The sequence below is a fragment of the Bradyrhizobium denitrificans genome (assembly GCF_013179005.1).
GTDB classification, from domain to species: domain Bacteria; phylum Pseudomonadota; class Alphaproteobacteria; order Rhizobiales; family Xanthobacteraceae; genus Bradyrhizobium; species Bradyrhizobium denitrificans.
This window is the reverse complement of record NZ_JABFDP010000013.1, coordinates 181467-197542: the sequence shown is the minus strand read 5'-3', so window position 1 is coordinate 197542 and position 16076 is coordinate 181467. Positions and strand designations below refer to the sequence as shown.

The following is a 16076-nucleotide window of genomic DNA, read 5'->3' as shown; positions in this document are numbered from 1 at the left end:
GCGCCCCCTCTCCCATGGGGAGAGGGCTGGGGTGAGGGGTTACGGTCCAACGAGGGACCGTCCCCTCACCCGGATCGCTTCGCGATCCGACCTCTCCCCGACGGGGAGAGGTGGAGCGGCGATTGCGGCACGCCCGCCTCACGCAACTCCTTACTGCAGCACCTCGAACAGGCCGGCGGCGCCCATGCCGCCGCCGACGCACATGGTGACGACGGCATACTTCGCCTTGCGGCGGCGGCCTTCGATCAGCGCATGGCCGGTCAAGCGGGCGCCCGACATGCCATAGGGATGGCCGACCGAGATGGCGCCGCCATTGACGTTGATCTTGTCCGGGTCGATGCCGAGCTTGTCACGGCAATACAGCACCTGCACGGCGAACGCCTCGTTCAGCTCCCACAGGCCGATGTCGTCGACGGTCAGGCCGTGGCGCTTCAACAGACGCGGCACAGCAAAGACGGGGCCGATGCCCATCTCGTCGGGCTCGCAGCCATGCGAGACGAAGCCGCGGAAGATGCCGAGCGGCTGCAGGCCGCGCTTGGCGGCTTCCTTGTCGCTCATGATCACGCAGGCGGAGGCGCCGTCGGAGAGCTGGCTGGCGTTACCGGCGGTGATCGAGAAGCCGTCGCCGCGCACGGCCTTCAGGCCGGCGAGGCCTTCAGCCGTGGTCTCGGGGCGCGGACCCTCGTCCTGCGACAACGTGATGTCCTTGAACGAGACGTTGCCGGTGGCCTTGTCCGTCACGGCCATCTTGGTGGTGATCGGCGCCAACTCGTCGTTGAACTTGCCGCCCTGCTGCGCCGCTGCCGTCCGGCGCTGGCTTTCCAGCGCATATTCGTCCTGCTTCTCGCGCGAGATGCCGTAGCGCTTGGCGACGATCTCGGCGGTATCGATCATCGGCATGTAGACGTCGCCCTTGATCTCCAGCAGCGCCGCATCGGTGGCCTGGAACGCGTTCATCTTGTCGTTCTGGACCAGCGAGATCGATTCGCCACCGCCGCCGACCGCGATCTCGACACCGTCGAAGATCACCGAGCGCGCGGCGAGCGCGATCGCCTGCAGGCCGGAGGCACATTGGCGGTCGATCGTGGTGCCGCCGACCGACACCGGCAGGCCGGCGCGCAACAGCGCCTTGCGCGCGATGTTGCCGCCGGTCGAGCCCTGCTGCAGGGCCGCGCCCATCACGACGTCCTCGACCTCGGCCGGATCGACCTTGGCGCGCTTGACGGCCTCGCCGATGGCGTGGCCGAGCAGGGTGGCGCCGCCGGTGGCGTTGAGCGCGCCGCGATAGGCCTTGCCGATCGGCGTGCGGGCGGTGGAAACGATGACGGCATCGGTCATGGGCGACCTCCTGTTGTTGTTGCTAATGTTTGCTGTGAGACGTGGATGATTGCTGCTGGCGCAATTCGTGACGCGACAGCTTGCCGACCGGCGTGCGCGGCAGCTCGTCGACGAACTCGACCGCCGCCGGCAGCTCGTGCTTGCCGAGCTTGCCGGTGAGGAATTCGCGCAGATCCTCGACCGGGAACGGCGCAAAGCCGTCGCGCAGCTTGATGAAGGCCTTGGCCGCCTCGCCGCGATAGGCGTCGGGAATGCCGATCACGATGACCTCCTGCACCGCAGGATGGGTGTAGATCGCCTGCTCGATCATCTGCGGATAGACGTTGAAGCCGCCGGAGATGATCATGTCCTTCTTGCGGTCGACCAGGAAGTAGAAGCCGTCGGCGTCGACATAGCCGATGTCGCCGGTCAGGAAGCGGTCGCCGACGAAGGACTGCGCCGTCTCCTCCGGCCGGTTCCAGTAGCCCTTGGTCACGTTCGGTCCCTTGACGCGGATCTCGCCGACCTCGTTCACGCCGAGCACCCTGGTTGGATCTTCGAGCGACACGACGTCCATCTCGATGCCGGGCAGCGCGATGCCGATCGAGCCCGGCTTGTCGGGGCCCTCCTTGGGATGGCTGGTGCCGGGCGAGCAGGTTTCGGTCATGCCCCAGCCGCTCTTCAGCTTCATGCCGACGCGGCGCTCGAGGATGCGGGCAACCTCGACCGGCAATGGCGCGCCGCCGGAGCCGACGCTGGTCAGCGACGACAGATCGCGCTTGTCGAGATCGGGTAGGTTGGCGATCGCGATCCACATCGTCGGCACGCCGGGAAAATAGGTCGCGCGCTTGTGCTCGATATCGCGCATCACGGCCTCGAGATCGAAGCGCTGATGCAGCGATACCAGGCTGCCGATGCGCAACGCGGTCAGCAGTACGACGGTCAGCGCATAGATGTGGAACAGCGGCAGCACACAGATGACGCGGTCGCCCCCCTCGCTCCGGGTGCGGGTGGCGCGGCTCCAGATCTCGATGATCGAGACCGCCGAGGTGAGATTGCCGTGGGTCAGCATCGCGCCCTTGGGCAGGCCGGTGGTGCCGCCGGTGTATTGTAAGAGCGCGATGTCATCGGGCGAGATGGCGGGCCATACGGCGGGCGCAACGGCACCATCGACGAAGGCGCGGTGCGTGATCACAGCGGGGCTGTCCGGCAACGCCGTCTGCGGCGTGCCGACTTGGCCCCAATGATCATCCTCGCAGACGATCAGGCGATCGAGCAGGCCCTTTTCCAGGAACTTCAGCGCCATCGGCAGCAGAGCCGACAGGTTCGACGTCACCAGGATACGTGCGCCGGAGTCGCTGAGCTTATGCGACAGCGCGATCTCGCCATCGAGCGGCGACAGATGCACGACGCGGGCACCGGCCTTGAGCGCGCCGAAGAAATTGATCGGATGGTCCGGCGAATTGCCGAGGAAGAGCGCGATCGAGGCACCCTTGCCAAAGCCCGCACGCAGGAACGCGGCCGCAGCCTGGTCGACGAGCCCGGCGAGCGCGTTGAAGCTGATCGGACGGTCGCGGAATTCGAGTGCGCCGCGATCGCCGAAGTCGCTCACCGCTTTCGCCAGCAGCTCCGGCAAGGTGCCGCGCGCGATCGGCGCGTCCCAGCGGACGCCTTCGGGATAGAACTGCTCGCCGGGATGGGTCATGAGGACTCTGTGTTTCTTGCCGGAAGGCAGCCCCGCTCTTTGCGTTCCCTCCCCTCTTGTGGGGGAGGGTCAGGGAAGGGGGTGGCCCCAGGCGAGACCGCCGCTGTGGACCCCCACCCCCGTCCCCTCTCCGCAAGGGGGAGGGGAGCGCGCCTGCGCACGGAGCAACAGTGAAACTTCGACCTCAAGCGGCCTTCCCCTGGGCCAGCGACGCGAACGTCTTGCCCTCGTCAGCGAGCTTCTTGAGCAGCGGCGCCGGCTCCAGCGACGGATCGTTCGTCTCCTTGGCATAGAAGGCGAGGCGCTCGGCGATATGCTTCAGGCCGACGCTGTCCGCCCAGTACATCGGGCCGCCGCGATAGATCGGCCAGCCATAGCCGTACAGCCAGACGACATCGATGTCCGACGGACGCGCGGCGATCCCCTCGGCGAGGATTTTCGCGCCCTCATTGATCATCGGATACATCATGCGCTCGAGGATCTCCTCGTCGCTGACTGCGCGGCGCTTCAGGCCGAGCTTGGCGAGCGTCTCGTCGATCAGCTTCTCGACGTCGGGATCCGGCAACGGCGCGCGCGAGCCGGCCTCATATTTGTAGTAGCCCTTGCCGGTCTTCTGGCCGAAACGACCGGCTTCGCACAGCGCGTCCGCGATTTCGCTCTTGATGCCGCGGTCCTTGCGCGAGCGCCAGCCGATGTCGAGGCCGGCGAGATCGCCCATCGCGAACGGGCCCATCGGCATGCCGAACTTGGTGACGACGGCGTCGACCTGCTGCGGCAGCGCGCCTTCGAACAGCAGCTTCTCGGCCTGCTTGCCACGCTGCGCCAGCATGCGGTTGCCGACGAAACCGTCGCAGACGCCGACCACCGCCGGCACCTTGGCGATCTTGCGCGCGATCGACACGGCGGTCACCAGCGCATCCGGCGCCGTCTTCTCGGCGCGGACGATCTCGCACAGCTTCATCACGTTCGCCGGCGAGAAGAAGTGCATGCCGAGCACGTCCTGCGGACGGCTGGTCTCTGCGGCGATGGCGTCGATGTTCAGGTAGGAGGTGTTGGACGCGAGCACCGCGCCGGGCTTGGCGTATTGATCGAGCTTGCCGAACACTTCCTTCTTCACCGCCATGGTCTCGAACACGGCCTCAATGACGAGGTCGGCATCCTTGACGTGCTCGAGCCCGACCTTGCCGTCGATCAGCGCCATGCGCTTGGCCGGCGCATCCGCCGGGATGCCGCCGCGCGCGGCGGTCGCCTCCCAGTTCTTCTGCATGACGCCCATGCCGCGCTTGAGCTGTTCCTCGGCCGTCTCGATCAAGGTCACCGGGATGCCGGCATTGGCAAACGACATCGCGATACCGCCGCCCATCGTGCCAGCGCCGATGATCGCGACGCGATCGACCTTGCGGCCCTTGGTGCCCTCGGGCACGCCGGCAATCTTGGCAGCCTCGCGCTCGGCGAAGAAGGCATAGCGCTGCGCCTTGGACTGGTCGCTGGTGAGGAGCTTGAGGAAGCCCTCCCGCTCCCGCTTCAGGCCCTCGTCGAACGGCAGGTCGATCGCATAGCCGACGGCATCGGCCGCGGCGAACGGCGCTTCTAGGCCGCGCGACTTCTTGGTGATCGCAGCGACCGCATTGGTGAAGATCGAACGGTCAGCCTTGGCCGCCGCCAGCTTGGAATCATCGTCGCGCAGCTTGCGCAGCGGACGGTTCTCCGCCACCACCTTGCGCGCAAAGGCTTCGGCCCCTGACGCGGGCCCCTCGACGATCTCCTCGATCAGCCCCGCCTTGTGCGCCTCCGCGGCACCGATCGGATCACCACCGACGATCATCTTCACGGCGAGTTCCGGACCGACGGCCCGCGGCAGGCGCTGCGTTCCGCCCGCCCCCGGCAGCAGACCGAGCTTCACCTCGGGCAGGCCGAGCTTCGCGTCCTTGGTGGCGACACGATAATGACAGGCGAGCGCCACCTCGAGACCACCGCCCAGCGCCGTTCCATGAATAGCGGCGATCACCGGCTTCGGGCTGTTCTCGATCGTGCTCAGCACGTCGTTGAGCGCCGGCGGCTTCGGCGGCTTGCCGAACTCGGTGATGTCGGCGCCGGCGATGAAGGTGCGCCCGCCACAGGTCAGAACGATGACCTTGATCTCGGGATCAGCAATGGCCGCTTTGACGTTGTCCAGGATACCACCGCGAACTGCGGCACTCAGCGCATTGACGGGCGGACTGTCGATGGTGACGATGCCGACGATATCATGACGATCAAGCTTTGCCACTTCGCTCACGCTAGGCTCCTTGGGATGTCGTTTCTTTGTTGCCGGTTAACGCCCCGGCGACTTCTTGGCTCTTCATTTGCGCGGAGTATCAGCCTTGCTTGCGTTGAGTCGCTGCCAAGGCTCAATTCCGCAGTGCGAAATCTAATTCCACATCTTGACAGCCAGGGTTATTTTGAAGCACGAGCGTTGTCAACGAGGCTCTCAATCAATAGCCGATGACATGAAACGCCCAGGGAAGAAAGCTGCGACCGATCGCAACTTCGTCGTTGCGTTGTCGCGCGGCCTCGAGGTGCTCAGGGCCTTCAGGCCCAATGACGGACTGCTGGGCAACCAGGAGATCGCCGCGCGCACCAACCTGCCCAAGGCCACCGTGTCCCGGCTGACCTACACTTTGACCAAGCTCGGCTATCTCACCCCGGTCCCCCGCTTCGAGAAATATCAGCTGGCGCCGTCCGCCCTCCTGCTCGGCTATGCCGCGCTCGCCAATCTCGGCGTGCGTCATCTCTCCGAGCCGTTCCGCGAGCAACTGATGCGCGAGACCGGCGGGGCGGTCGCAATCGGCGGCCGCGACCGTCTCAGCATGATCTATATCGGGCAGAGCCGGCATGGCGTCGTCAATGTTCAACTCGACGTCGGATCCCGCATCCCGATCGCGACGACCGCGATGGGGCGTGCCTATATCTGGGCGCTCTCCGAGGAGGAACGCGCCGTGCTGATGCGCGAGCTGCGCGAGCACTACGGCAGCCGCTGGCCGAAGATCCGCGAAGGCATCGAACGATCCGGCGAGACTGTCGCCCGCTACGGCTTCACGATCTCGGCCGGCGAGTGGCAGGACGACGTCCATGCGGTGGGCGTCGCGATGAAGCTCAACGACGGAACTGGCCCTTACGCGTTCAATTGCGGCGCGCCTGCATTCCGCTTCACGGAAGAGCGGCTGCGCACCGACATTGGACCTCGTCTGCTCGCGATGGTAAGAAACATCGAAGCGGCAGTCGGCGGATTAGCGCCGGCAACTAATCAGCCAAACAAAGAACCAAGCAAAAAGCAGAAGCCAGGAGGAAAACTTGCCCGTGTTGCCGAGGGTATCAGATAGCCTGCATGGTCACGCCAGTCCGGCGCAGCATCCTTCCGTCTCGCTGATCGTTATGGTGGGCGAGACGACATGACGCAGGCGCAACTTGCTCGCAGCAGCGATCCGTTGCTCGCGGTGCGTGACGTCAACGTCGTGTTCGGCGGCATCGTCGCGCTCGCCGGCGTGTCGTTCGACATGCACCAGGGACAGATCCTCGGACTGATCGGCCCGAATGGCGCCGGCAAGACCACGCTGTTCAACTGCCTGAGCCGGCTGTATCAGCCGTCCGCCGGCGACATCCTGATGGAAGGCCGCAGCATTTTGTCGCGGCCGCCGCACAGGATCGCCGAGATCGGCATCGGGCGGACGTTCCAGAACGTCGCGTTGTTTCCAAACCTTTCCGTGCTCGACAATGTCCGCGTCGGCACCCATGCCCGCACCTCCAGCGACATCATCTCCGATTCGCTGCGGCTCGCCTGGGTCCGGCGCAGCGAATCCGCGGTGAACACCAAGGTGCAGGAGATCCTAGCCTATCTCGATCTCGAAAGCGTCGCCCACCGCACCGTCTCCGGCCTGCCATTCGGCACCCAGAAGCGCGTCGAGCTGGCGCGCGCGCTGGCGGCCGATCCGAAGATCCTGCTGCTCGACGAGCCCGCGGGCGGTCTCAACCACGAGGAGGTCTACGTCCTCGGCGACCTGATCCGTCGCATCCGCGACGACCGTAAGATCACGGTGCTGCTGGTCGAGCATCACATGGGACTCGTGATGTCGATTGCCGATCACGTCGTTGCGCTCAATTTCGGCCGCAAGCTGGCCGAGGGCACGCCGGCCCAGGTGCAGGCCGACCCTGACGTCATCAAGGCCTATCTGGGGAGCAAGGATCAATGACGCCGCTTCTCAACGTCAAGGATCTGCGCGCCTATTACGGCCAGGTCCAGGCCCTGCACGGCCTCTCCTTCTCGCTCAACGAGGGCTCGCTGACGACGCTGCTCGGCGCCAATGGCGCAGGCAAGACCACCACGCTGCGCGCGATCTGCAACATGGTCCGCTCCACCGGGGCGATCGAGTTCGACGGCAAGCCGCTTAACAACAAGTCGACCGAGAGCATCGTCCGCTTCGGCATCGCCCATGTGCCGCAGGGCCGCGGCACCTTCACGACAATGACCGTGGAGGAGAACCTGCAGCTCGGCGCCATCACCCGGACCGACAAGGCGATCAGCTCCGATATCGAGCGCATGTATGGCTACTTCCCGAAGCTGAAGGAGCGACATACGCAGCAGGCCGGCACGCTGTCCGGCGGCGAGCAGCAGATGCTGGCGGTGGCCCGCGCGCTGATGCTGCGGCCGCGCCTGATGTTGCTGGACGAGCCGTCGTTCGGATTGGCGCCGCTGGTCGTGCGCGATCTCTTCCAGATCCTCGGCAGGATCAACCGGGACGAGAAGGTGTCGATCCTCGTCGTCGAGCAGAACGCGCAACTCGCGCTGGAACTCGCCGACCAGGCCTATGTGATCGAGACCGGCCGCATCGTCATGTCCGGCGCGGCCAAGGACATCGCGCAGGACGAGAACGTCCGCAAATCCTATCTGGGCTACTGACGGAGTCGGGACAATGGAGCTTTTCACCAACCAGGTCCTGGCCGGAATCGCGACCGGTGCGATCTATGCCTGCATGGCGCTCGCGGTCGTGATGATCTACCAGGCGATCGACCATCTCAACTTCGCGCAAGGCGAGATGGCGATGTTCTCGACCTTCGTGTCGTGGCAGCTGATGCAATGGGGCGTGCCCTATTGGGGCGCCTTCGTGCTCACCTTGGCGTTCTCCTTCGCCGGCGGCATCGTCATCGAGCGGGTGCTGTTCAAGCCGCTGGCGAAGGCGCCGATCCTGACCCAGGTCGCCGGCTTCATCGCGCTGTTCTCGATCATCAACTCCTGCGCCGGGCTGATCTGGGACTTCACGATCAAGCAATATCCGACGCCGTTCGGCTCGACACCGTTCCTCGGCAGCCAGCTGATCTCGACCCATCAAGCGGGCATGATCGGCATCACTGTGCTGCTGCTGATCGGGCTCTACGTATTCTTCCAGTACACCCGCATCGGCCTGGCGATGCGGGCGGCGGCCTCGGTTCCTGAATCCGCGCGGCTCGTCGGCATCAACACCTCCTGGATGATCGCGCTCGGCTGGGGCATGGCGGCGGCGATCGGCTCGATCGCCGGCATGCTGATCGCGCCCGTCGTCTTCCTCGAGCCCAACATGATGGGCGGCGTGCTGATCTACGGCTTCGCCGCGGCTGTGCTGGGCGGCCTCACCAGCCCGTTCGGCGCCGTGCTCGGCGGCTTCCTGGTCGGCATCTTCGAGAACCTCGCCGGCACCTACATCCCTCATGTCGGTAATGAGATGAAGCTCCCGATCGCACTGGCGCTGATCATCACCGTCCTGGTCGTCAAACCCGCCGGTCTGTTCGGCCGCAACATCGTGAAGCGAGTCTGATCATGAGCGCAATCGAGGAAGTCGGGTCTCAGGCGCCCGCGGTCGAGGCGGTTCCGAAGCGGGCCATGACCCTCAGCTCCGGCACGGCCTTCGTCGTCGTGCTGCTGCTCCTGGTCGTGCCGCTGTTCGTCAAGAACTTCATCATCTTCCAGATGACGATGCTGCTGATCTACGGCCTCGCGGTGCTGGCGTTGAACATCCTGACCGGCGGCTCGGGCCAGTTCTCGCTCGGCCAGAGCGCCTTCTATGCCGTCGGCGCCTATACGTCAGCGATCCTGATGGAGCAGTACAATATCAACTACGCGCTGACCCTGCCGGTCGCCGGCGTCGTCTGCTTCGGGTTCGGCTTCCTGTTCGGCCAGCCGGCGCTGCGGCTGTCCGGCGTGTACCTGGCGCTGGCAACCTTCGCGCTCGCCACCGCTATGCCGCAGATCCTGAAGCTCGGCTTCTTCGAGCACTGGACCGGCGGCGTGCAGGGCCTGGTCGTGACCAAGCCGGACGCGCCGTTCGGTCTGCCGATGTCGCAGGACATGTGGCTGTACTACTTCACGCTGGCGATCACGATCGCGATCTACATCTTCTCGGTGAACCTGCTGCGCTCGCGCTCCGGCCGGGCCTTCATGGCGATCCGCGACAATGAGATCGCGGCCTCCGCGATGGGCATCGACGTCGCCACCTACAAGACGCTGGCATTCGGCGTCAGCGCCGGCATCACCGGCGTGGCCGGCGGTCTTGGCGCCATCGCGGTGCAGTTCGTCGCGCCCGACAGCTACACCATCGTCCTCGCCATCTCGCTGTTCCTCGGCATGGTGGTCGGCGGCGTCGGCTGGCTGCCCGGCTCCTTCATCGGCGCCGCCTTCATCATCTTCGTTCCGAACATCGCCGAGGGCATCTCCAAGGGCCTGTCCGGCGCGGTGTTCGGCGTCCTGTTGTTCCTCATCATCTTCCTCGTGCCGCACGGCGCGCGGCAGGTGGCGATGGTGGCTCAGCAGCTGCTGAGCAAAGTCCGTAAGACCTAAGGAGGACATCTTGCACGTGATGCAACAATTACGAATCGCCGCGCTCGCGACGGCGGTCATCGCACTCACCTCGGGCGGCGCACTCGCCCAGAAGAAGTACGACACCGGCGCGTCCGACACCGAGATCAAGATCGGCAACATCATGCCCTATAGCGGACCCGCATCCGCCTATGGCGTGATCGGCAAGACCGAGGAAGCGTATTTCAAGAAGATCAACGCCGAAGGCGGCATCAACGGCCGCAAGATCACCTTCGTCACCTATGACGACGCCTACTCGCCGCCCAAGGCGGTCGAACAGGTGCGCAAGCTGGTGGAAAGCGACGAGGTGCTGCTGGTCTTCAACCCGCTCGGCACGCCCTCCAACTCGGCGATTCAGAAATATCTCAACTCCAAGAAGATCCCGCAGCTGTTCGTCGCGACCGGCGCCACCAAGTGGAACGATCCGAAGAACTTCCCCTGGACCATGGGCTGGCAGCCGAGCTACCAGAGCGAGGGCCGCATCTACGCCAAGTACCTGCTGAAGGACAAGCCGGGCGCCAAGATCGGCGTACTGTTCCAGAACGACGATTTCGGCAAGGACTATCTCAAGGGCCTCAAGGACGGTCTCGGCGACAAAGCCGCGAGCATGATCGTCATGGAGGAGAGCTACGAGACCTCCGAGCCCTCGATCGACGGTCACATCGTCAAGCTGAAGGCATCGGGCGCCGACGTGTTCTTCAGCGTCACGACGCCGAAATTCGCGGCGCAGGCGATCAAGAAGCTGGCCGAGATCGACTGGCATCCGCTGCATCTCGTCGTCAACGTATCGGCCTCGGTCGGCAGCGTCATCAAGCCGGCCGGCTTCGAGAACTCGCAGGGCATCCTCTCGGCAGCCTATGCCAAGGACGCTGCCGACGCACAGTGGGACAACGATCCCGGCATGAAGAAGTTCTTCGAGTTCCTGCAGCAGTATTATCCCGACGCCAACAAGCTCGACAGCTCAGTGGTGTATGGTTACGGCGCAGCACAGACGCTGGTGAAGGTACTGCAGATGTGCGGTGACGATCTGACCCGCGCCAATGTCATGAAGCAGGCGGCCAGCCTGAAGGATTTCACGCCGGATACCATGCTCCCCGGCGTCAAGATCAACACCTCGGCGACCGACTTCGCCCCGATCGACCAGCTGCAGATGATGCGGTTCAAGGGCGAGAAATGGGAGCTGTTCGGTGAGGCGATCAGCGGCGCCATCGAGTAATCCTGCGTCAGCCAGCAGCTCTGTCTGCCCTGCCCTCCGCGCCAGCGCGCGGGGGGCTTTTTGTTGCGCCGCGTCGCCATTGCGTCCGCCGGTGCATCGCCACCGCTTTACTGATCTCAGGCTGTTCTTGCAGAGCAAGCGCTCGCCGAGATTGCCGATCTCGCAGCTGCACATCGAGGCGGCCAACGCCGGCCGCGAAAACACGGCCCGTGCCGCGATGTCGCAGCCGTGGCTCCCCCGCTCTGCTATAGTTCGCAGGCTAACAAGAGCTTCCGACAAGGAAGCCACGACACGTCATCCAGAACCAATACGGGAGATACGCACCATGATGATCACGCGCAGGGCAGCCCTCGCCTCCGCTGCCGCCATCGTCCTCGCCTCGAGCAGCGCATTCGCCGCGGACAAGAAATATGACACCGGCGCTTCCGACACCGAGATCAAGATCGGCAACATCATGCCCTATAGCGGGCCGGCCTCGGCCTACGGCATCATCGGCAAGACGGAGGCCGCCTACTTCAAGAAGATCAACGCCGAAGGCGGCATCAACGGCCGCAAGATCAACTTCGTCTCCTATGACGACGCCTATTCCCCGCCCAAGGCGGTCGAGCAGGCGCGCAAGCTGGTCGAAAGCGACGAGGTGCTCCTGATCTTCAACTCGCTCGGCACGCCGTCGAACAGCGCGATCCAGAAATACATGAACGCCAAGAAGGTGCCGCAGCTGTTCGTCGCGACCGGCGCCACCAAGTGGAACGATCCATCCAACTTCCCGTGGACCATGGGCTGGCAGCCGAGCTACCAGGCCGAATCGCGCATCTATGCCAAATATCTCCTGAAGGAGAAACCCGGCGCCAAGATCGCGGTGCTGTACCAGAACGACGATTACGGCAAGGACTATCTGAAGGGCCTCAAGGACGGGCTCGGCGCCAAGGCCGCCAGCATGATCGTGATGGAGGAGAGCTACGAGACCACCGAGCCCACGATCGACAGCCACATCGTCAAGCTGAAATCGACCGGCGCCGACGTCTTCATGAACATCACGACGCCGAAATTCGCCGCGCAGGCGATCAAGAAGGTGAAGGAGATCGACTGGAAGGCGCTGCACCTGCTCAACAACGTCTCGGCCTCGGTCGGCAGCGTGCTGAAGCCGGCCGGTTTCGAGAACTCGCAGGAGATCATCTCGGCCGCCTATCTGAAGGACGTCTCCGATCCGCAGTGGAAGGACGACCCGGGGATGAAGCAGTTCCTCGACTTCATGGCCAAGGAGTTCCCGGAGGGCGACAAGCTCGACGGCGGCACTGTCGTCGGCTACGCCGTGGCGCAGACCCTGGTGCAGGTGCTGAAGCAGTGCGGTGACGACCTCACCCGTGAGAACGTGATGAAGCAGGCCGCATCCTTGCGCAATTTCCGGACTGAGATGCTGCTGCCGGGCATCACGATCAACACCTCGGCGACCGACTTCGCACCGGTGAGCCAGCTGCAGCTGATGCGCTTCAAGGGCGAGAAGTGGGAACTGTTCGGCGACGTCATCTCGGCCGATGTCGGCGGCTGATCTCAGGGCGCAGATGTAACCTGACTCCTGCGGCGTCGCGCCGCAGGAGTCGCTGTCTCCCAACATCTCGGCGATCTTTGCCAATGATTTCTTAAGCTAGCAGGAGAAAGACAGGCGGGCATGCGCCGGCGGCAGTTACCTGCCGGACGCTGCTGCGCTATTGGGGGCTCGTTCGGAGTGAAACGAGTCGCCCGCGCTGCGGGCGGATCCAACAACAAGGCCAAGCTCCAAGGCCCAGAAGGAGTCCCCCACGTGACCACTGCCCTCACCCGCCGCACCGTCTCCAGCCTGCTCGGCCTCGCCTTGGTCGGCGCCGCGGCCGGCAGCGCATATGCCGACAAGAAGTACGACACCGGCGCCAGCGACACCGAGATCAAGATCGGCAACATCGTGCCCTATAGCGGCCCGGCATCGGCCTATGGCTCGGTCGGCAAGGCGATGACGGCCGTGTTCAAAAAGGTCAATGATGAGGGCGGCATCAATGGCCGCAAGATCAATTTCATCTCCTATGACGACGCCTATTCGCCGCCCAAGACGGTGGAGCAGGCGCGCAAGCTGGTCGAGAGCGACGAGGTGCTGTTCCTGTTCGGCGTGCTCGGCACCGCGCCCAACACGGCGATCCAGAAATATCTCAACGCCAAGAAGGTGCCGCAGCTGTTCGTCGCGACCGGCGCCACCAAGTGGAACGAGCCGAAGACCTTTCCCTGGACCATGGGCTGGCTGCCGAGCTACCAGTCGGAGGCCCGCATCTACGCCAAATATCTCACGGCGCAGCAGCCGAGCGGCAAGATCGCGGTGCTGTATCAGAACGACGACATGGGCAAGGACTATCTCAAGGGCCTCAAGGACGGGCTCGGGGATCCATCGCGGCTGGTGCTGGAGGAGAGCTACGAGATCGCCGAGCCCACGGTGGAGTCGCACATCGTCAAGATGAAGTCGGCCAATCCCGACATCGTGGTGCTGTTCACGACGCCGAAATCCGGCGCCCAGGCGATCAAGAAGCTCGGCGAGATGAGCTGGAAGCCGCTCACGATCATTTCCAATGTCAGCGCCTCGACGGCGGCGGTGATGCGGCCGGCCGGTGTCGAGAACTCACAAGGCGTGATCTCGGCCGCCTACGCCAAGGATGCATCCGATCCGCAATGGGCCAATGACCCAGGCCTGGGCGCGTTCAAGGAACTGTTGGCCAAATATCTGCCCGAGATCAACCCCGTGGATTCGTCGGCGCTGACCGGCTACAACATCGCCACCACAATGGTCGAGGTGCTGAAGCGATGCGGCGACGAGTTGACCCGCGCCAACGTCATGAAACAGGCGGCAAGCCTGAAGCAGTTTGCGCAAGGCGGGCTTTTGCCCGGTGTCACGCTGACCACGGGGCCCGACGATTTCCAGCCGATCGAGCAATTGCAACTGATGCAGTTCAAGGGCGAGCGGTGGCAGCTGTTCGGCGAGGTCATGAATGGCGAGCTGAAGTAAGCCGCCTCACCGACGCGGGCGGCGCCGCATGAGCAGCCGCCGTCCGTTGTTGCGCGCCATCTTTGATGCCGCGGTCGCCGCCGCTCATCCCGACATCGTGCTGCCGGCCTATCTGCCGGCCGCTCCGAAGGGGCGGATCATCTGTCTCGCCGCCGGCAAGGGCGCGGCCGCCATGGCGTTCGCCGCCGAGCGGCACTACCTCGACACGCTCAAGGTCGATCCGGCGCGGCTGGCGGGCATCGCCACCACCCGTCACGGCCATGGCGTGCCGACCCGGCGGGTCAAGGTGATCGAAGCCGGGCACCCGATGCCGGACGAGGCCGGCCTGAAGGCCGCCGACGAGACCCTGCAGCTCGCCGCAACCGCCGAGACCGACGACCTCATGCTGGTGCTGCTGTCCGGCGGCGGTTCCGCCAACTGGATTGCGCCGGCGCATGGCGTGAGCTTCATGCAGAAGCAACAGCTGACCCGCGCGCTGCTGCGCTCAGGCGCTCCGATCGGCGAGATCAACACCGTCAGGAAACATCTGTCGCGCATCAAGGGCGGCCGGCTGGCCCGGGCCGGGCAGAAGGCGGAGATCGTCACGCTCGCGATCTCCGACGTGCCGCATGACGATCCCTCGGCCATTGCCTCGGGGCCGACGGTGCCGGATCCGACCACGCTGGCCGATGCCCGCGCGATCATTGCGAAGTACCAGCTCGAGATCGACCCGGCGATCGCCCGGGCGCTGGATGATGCGGCCAATGAGAGCTGCAAGCCGGGCGACGCGGCCTTCGCCCGCGCCTCGTTCGAGCTGATCGCGCGCCCTGCCTCCGCGCTGGAGGCTGCCGTGGCCAGCGCCAGAAACGCCGGCTACGACGTGCTCGACCTCGGCGCCGATCTCGAGGGCGAGGCGCGCGAGGTCGCGGCCGATCACGCCAAGCTGGCGCGCGAGGCGCGCGCGCTCGGCCGCCGCATGGCAATCATCTCCGGCGGCGAGCTCACGGTGACCGTGCGCGGCCAGGGCCGCGGCGGGCCGAACCAGGAATACGCCCTCGCCTTGGCCGACCTGCTCCAGGACATGGAGGGCGTCGCGGCGCTCGCCGGCGACACCGACGGCGCCGATGGCGGCGGCGGCAGCGCCTCCGATCCGGCCGGCGCGCTGGTCGATGCCGAGGTCATCGCGGCGATGCGGGCGCAGCACCTGGATCCGCAGGCCTATCTCGCCAACAATGACGCCACCGCGTTCTTCGCGGCAACCGGCGGCCTGCTGCAGACCGGCCCGACGCTGACCAATGTCAACGACGTCCGCGTGATCCTGGTCGATTGAGGGCGCCCGATCGGCGCCCTCAGAAGTCCTCGGCGATCTTCGTCAGCATCGCCAGCAGCGTCTCGCGACCGTCCGGACCGAGCAGCTCGTTCAGCCGCGCCTCATGCTTGGTCACGACCAGCTTCTTGGCCCGCGCCAGCACGCTTCTCCCCTTGTCGGTCAGCATCAGGATGTGCGAGCGGCGGTCATTGGCAGAGCGGACCCGCGAGCAGAGGTCGCGGCTTTCCAGGCTGTCCAGCAGCGAGACGAAGTTCGGCCTGAGAATGCCCAGCGTATTGGCAATCTCGGTCTGGTTCCGACCGGGATTGCCGTCGAGCAGCAGCAGCACCGAGAACTGGGCCGGCGTCAGCTGCAGCGGCGCAACGCAGCGCAGGAAGTCCTCGAACACCTTCAACTGCGCCCGTTTCAGCACATAGCCGAGCAGATCGGAGAGCTCGCCGAGCTGGACCGCTTGCGTCTCGTCGACGGCTACGGCAGCTTCCTTTCGGCTTTCCCTGTGGGGCCTGCTGACGGGTTTGGCGCTATCGGCCATCACAAACCGCCAAGATCATCGCACCTGCTTCCATCCCTGGTCTCGAATGCCGCAGCCGGAACAGCGGCCTTGAGATTATAATCGATAATTGTTATCCACTATACCAA

General features: G+C 65.0%; 13 protein-coding genes. 9 read left to right on the top strand and 4 right to left on the bottom strand.

The annotated features are described in order from the left end of the window. Positions 1-150: 150 nt before the first annotated feature. The 3 genes from HL671_RS16330 to HL671_RS16320 form a co-directional block, all read right to left on the bottom strand. Positions 151-1338, bottom strand: a complete 1188-nt coding sequence (locus HL671_RS16330) for an acetyl-CoA C-acyltransferase (RefSeq protein ID WP_172236997.1) — start codon at positions 1336-1338, stop codon at positions 151-153. Between the two features lie 22 nt (positions 1339-1360). After that, positions 1361-3022 (bottom strand): dicarboxylate--CoA ligase PimA, encoded by a 1662-nt coding sequence (gene pimA / locus HL671_RS16325; protein ID WP_172236996.1) that lies wholly within the window; start codon positions 3020-3022, stop codon positions 1361-1363. Between the two features lie 184 nt (positions 3023-3206). Then, positions 3207-5300, bottom strand: coding sequence for a 3-hydroxyacyl-CoA dehydrogenase NAD-binding domain-containing protein (locus HL671_RS16320; RefSeq protein ID WP_012046885.1), 2094 nt, complete (start codon positions 5298-5300; stop codon positions 3207-3209). 211 nt (positions 5301-5511) lie between these two features. Here HL671_RS16320 and HL671_RS16315 point away from each other — a divergent pair, with 211 nt between their 5' ends. The 9 genes from HL671_RS16315 (at position 5512) to HL671_RS16275 (ending at position 15437) form a co-directional block, all read left to right on the top strand. After that, positions 5512-6384 (top strand): IclR family transcriptional regulator, encoded by an 873-nt coding sequence (locus HL671_RS16315; protein ID WP_041751051.1) that lies wholly within the window; start codon positions 5512-5514, stop codon positions 6382-6384. 69 nt (positions 6385-6453) lie between these two features. Beyond that, a complete protein-coding gene (locus HL671_RS16310) occupies positions 6454-7251 on the top strand; it encodes an ABC transporter ATP-binding protein (RefSeq protein WP_012046887.1) in 798 nt (265 codons plus the stop codon). Then, complete coding sequence (locus HL671_RS16305) at positions 7248-7958, top strand: ABC transporter ATP-binding protein (protein WP_012046888.1); 711 nt, start codon at positions 7248-7250, stop codon at positions 7956-7958. The genes HL671_RS16310 and HL671_RS16305 overlap by 4 nt, the downstream gene beginning before the upstream one ends. A 13-nt stretch (positions 7959-7971) precedes the next feature. Then, complete coding sequence (locus HL671_RS16300; protein WP_012046889.1) at positions 7972-8850, top strand: branched-chain amino acid ABC transporter permease; 879 nt, start codon at positions 7972-7974, stop codon at positions 8848-8850. A gap of 2 nt (positions 8851-8852) precedes the next feature. Further along, on the top strand, positions 8853-9869 hold the full coding sequence (locus tag HL671_RS16295; protein WP_012046890.1) for a branched-chain amino acid ABC transporter permease: 1017 nt from the start codon (positions 8853-8855) through the stop codon (positions 9867-9869). A 19-nt stretch (positions 9870-9888) separates the two neighbouring features. Further along, complete coding sequence (locus HL671_RS16290; protein ID WP_012046891.1) at positions 9889-11103, top strand: ABC transporter substrate-binding protein; 1215 nt, start codon at positions 9889-9891, stop codon at positions 11101-11103. A gap of 325 nt (positions 11104-11428) precedes the next feature. After that, complete coding sequence (locus HL671_RS16285; protein ID WP_172236995.1) at positions 11429-12652, top strand: ABC transporter substrate-binding protein; 1224 nt, start codon at positions 11429-11431, stop codon at positions 12650-12652. Between the two features lie 252 nt (positions 12653-12904). Beyond that, positions 12905-14128 carry an ABC transporter substrate-binding protein gene (locus tag HL671_RS16280; RefSeq protein ID WP_172236994.1) on the top strand — a complete coding sequence of 408 codons (1224 nt, stop codon included), beginning with the start codon at positions 12905-12907 and terminating at the stop codon, positions 14126-14128. Between the two features lie 28 nt (positions 14129-14156). After that, a complete protein-coding gene (locus HL671_RS16275; protein WP_012046894.1) occupies positions 14157-15437 on the top strand; it encodes a glycerate kinase type-2 family protein in 1281 nt (426 codons plus the stop codon). A gap of 19 nt (positions 15438-15456) precedes the next feature. On the opposite strand, the gene HL671_RS16270 is transcribed toward HL671_RS16275, so the two are convergent. Then, a complete protein-coding gene (locus HL671_RS16270) occupies positions 15457-15969 on the bottom strand; it encodes a MarR family winged helix-turn-helix transcriptional regulator (protein ID WP_012046895.1) in 513 nt (170 codons plus the stop codon). Between the last annotated feature and the right edge of the window lie 107 nt (positions 15970-16076).

Bases quoted from the DNA above. Each gene is read 5' to 3' on its own strand.
- HL671_RS16330 (WP_172236997.1), bottom strand. From the start codon at position 1,338: ATGACCGATGCCGTCATCGTTTCCACCGCCCGCACGCCGATCGGCAAG.
- pimA (WP_172236996.1), bottom strand. From the start codon at position 3,022: ATGACCCATCCCGGCGAGCAGTTCTATCCCGAAGGCGTCCGCTGGGAC.
- HL671_RS16315 (WP_041751051.1), top strand. From the start codon at position 5,512: ATGAAACGCCCAGGGAAGAAAGCTGCGACCGATCGCAACTTCGTCGTT.
- HL671_RS16310 (WP_012046887.1), top strand. From the start codon at position 6,454: ATGACGCAGGCGCAACTTGCTCGCAGCAGCGATCCGTTGCTCGCGGTG.
- HL671_RS16305 (WP_012046888.1), top strand. From the start codon at position 7,248: ATGACGCCGCTTCTCAACGTCAAGGATCTGCGCGCCTATTACGGCCAG.
- HL671_RS16300 (WP_012046889.1), top strand. From the start codon at position 7,972: ATGGAGCTTTTCACCAACCAGGTCCTGGCCGGAATCGCGACCGGTGCG.
- HL671_RS16295 (WP_012046890.1), top strand. From the start codon at position 8,853: ATGAGCGCAATCGAGGAAGTCGGGTCTCAGGCGCCCGCGGTCGAGGCG.
- HL671_RS16290 (WP_012046891.1), top strand. From the start codon at position 9,889: ATGCAACAATTACGAATCGCCGCGCTCGCGACGGCGGTCATCGCACTC.
- HL671_RS16285 (WP_172236995.1), top strand. From the start codon at position 11,429: ATGATGATCACGCGCAGGGCAGCCCTCGCCTCCGCTGCCGCCATCGTC.
- HL671_RS16275 (WP_012046894.1), top strand. From the start codon at position 14,157: ATGAGCAGCCGCCGTCCGTTGTTGCGCGCCATCTTTGATGCCGCGGTC.
- HL671_RS16270 (WP_012046895.1), bottom strand. From the start codon at position 15,969: ATGGCCGATAGCGCCAAACCCGTCAGCAGGCCCCACAGGGAAAGCCGA.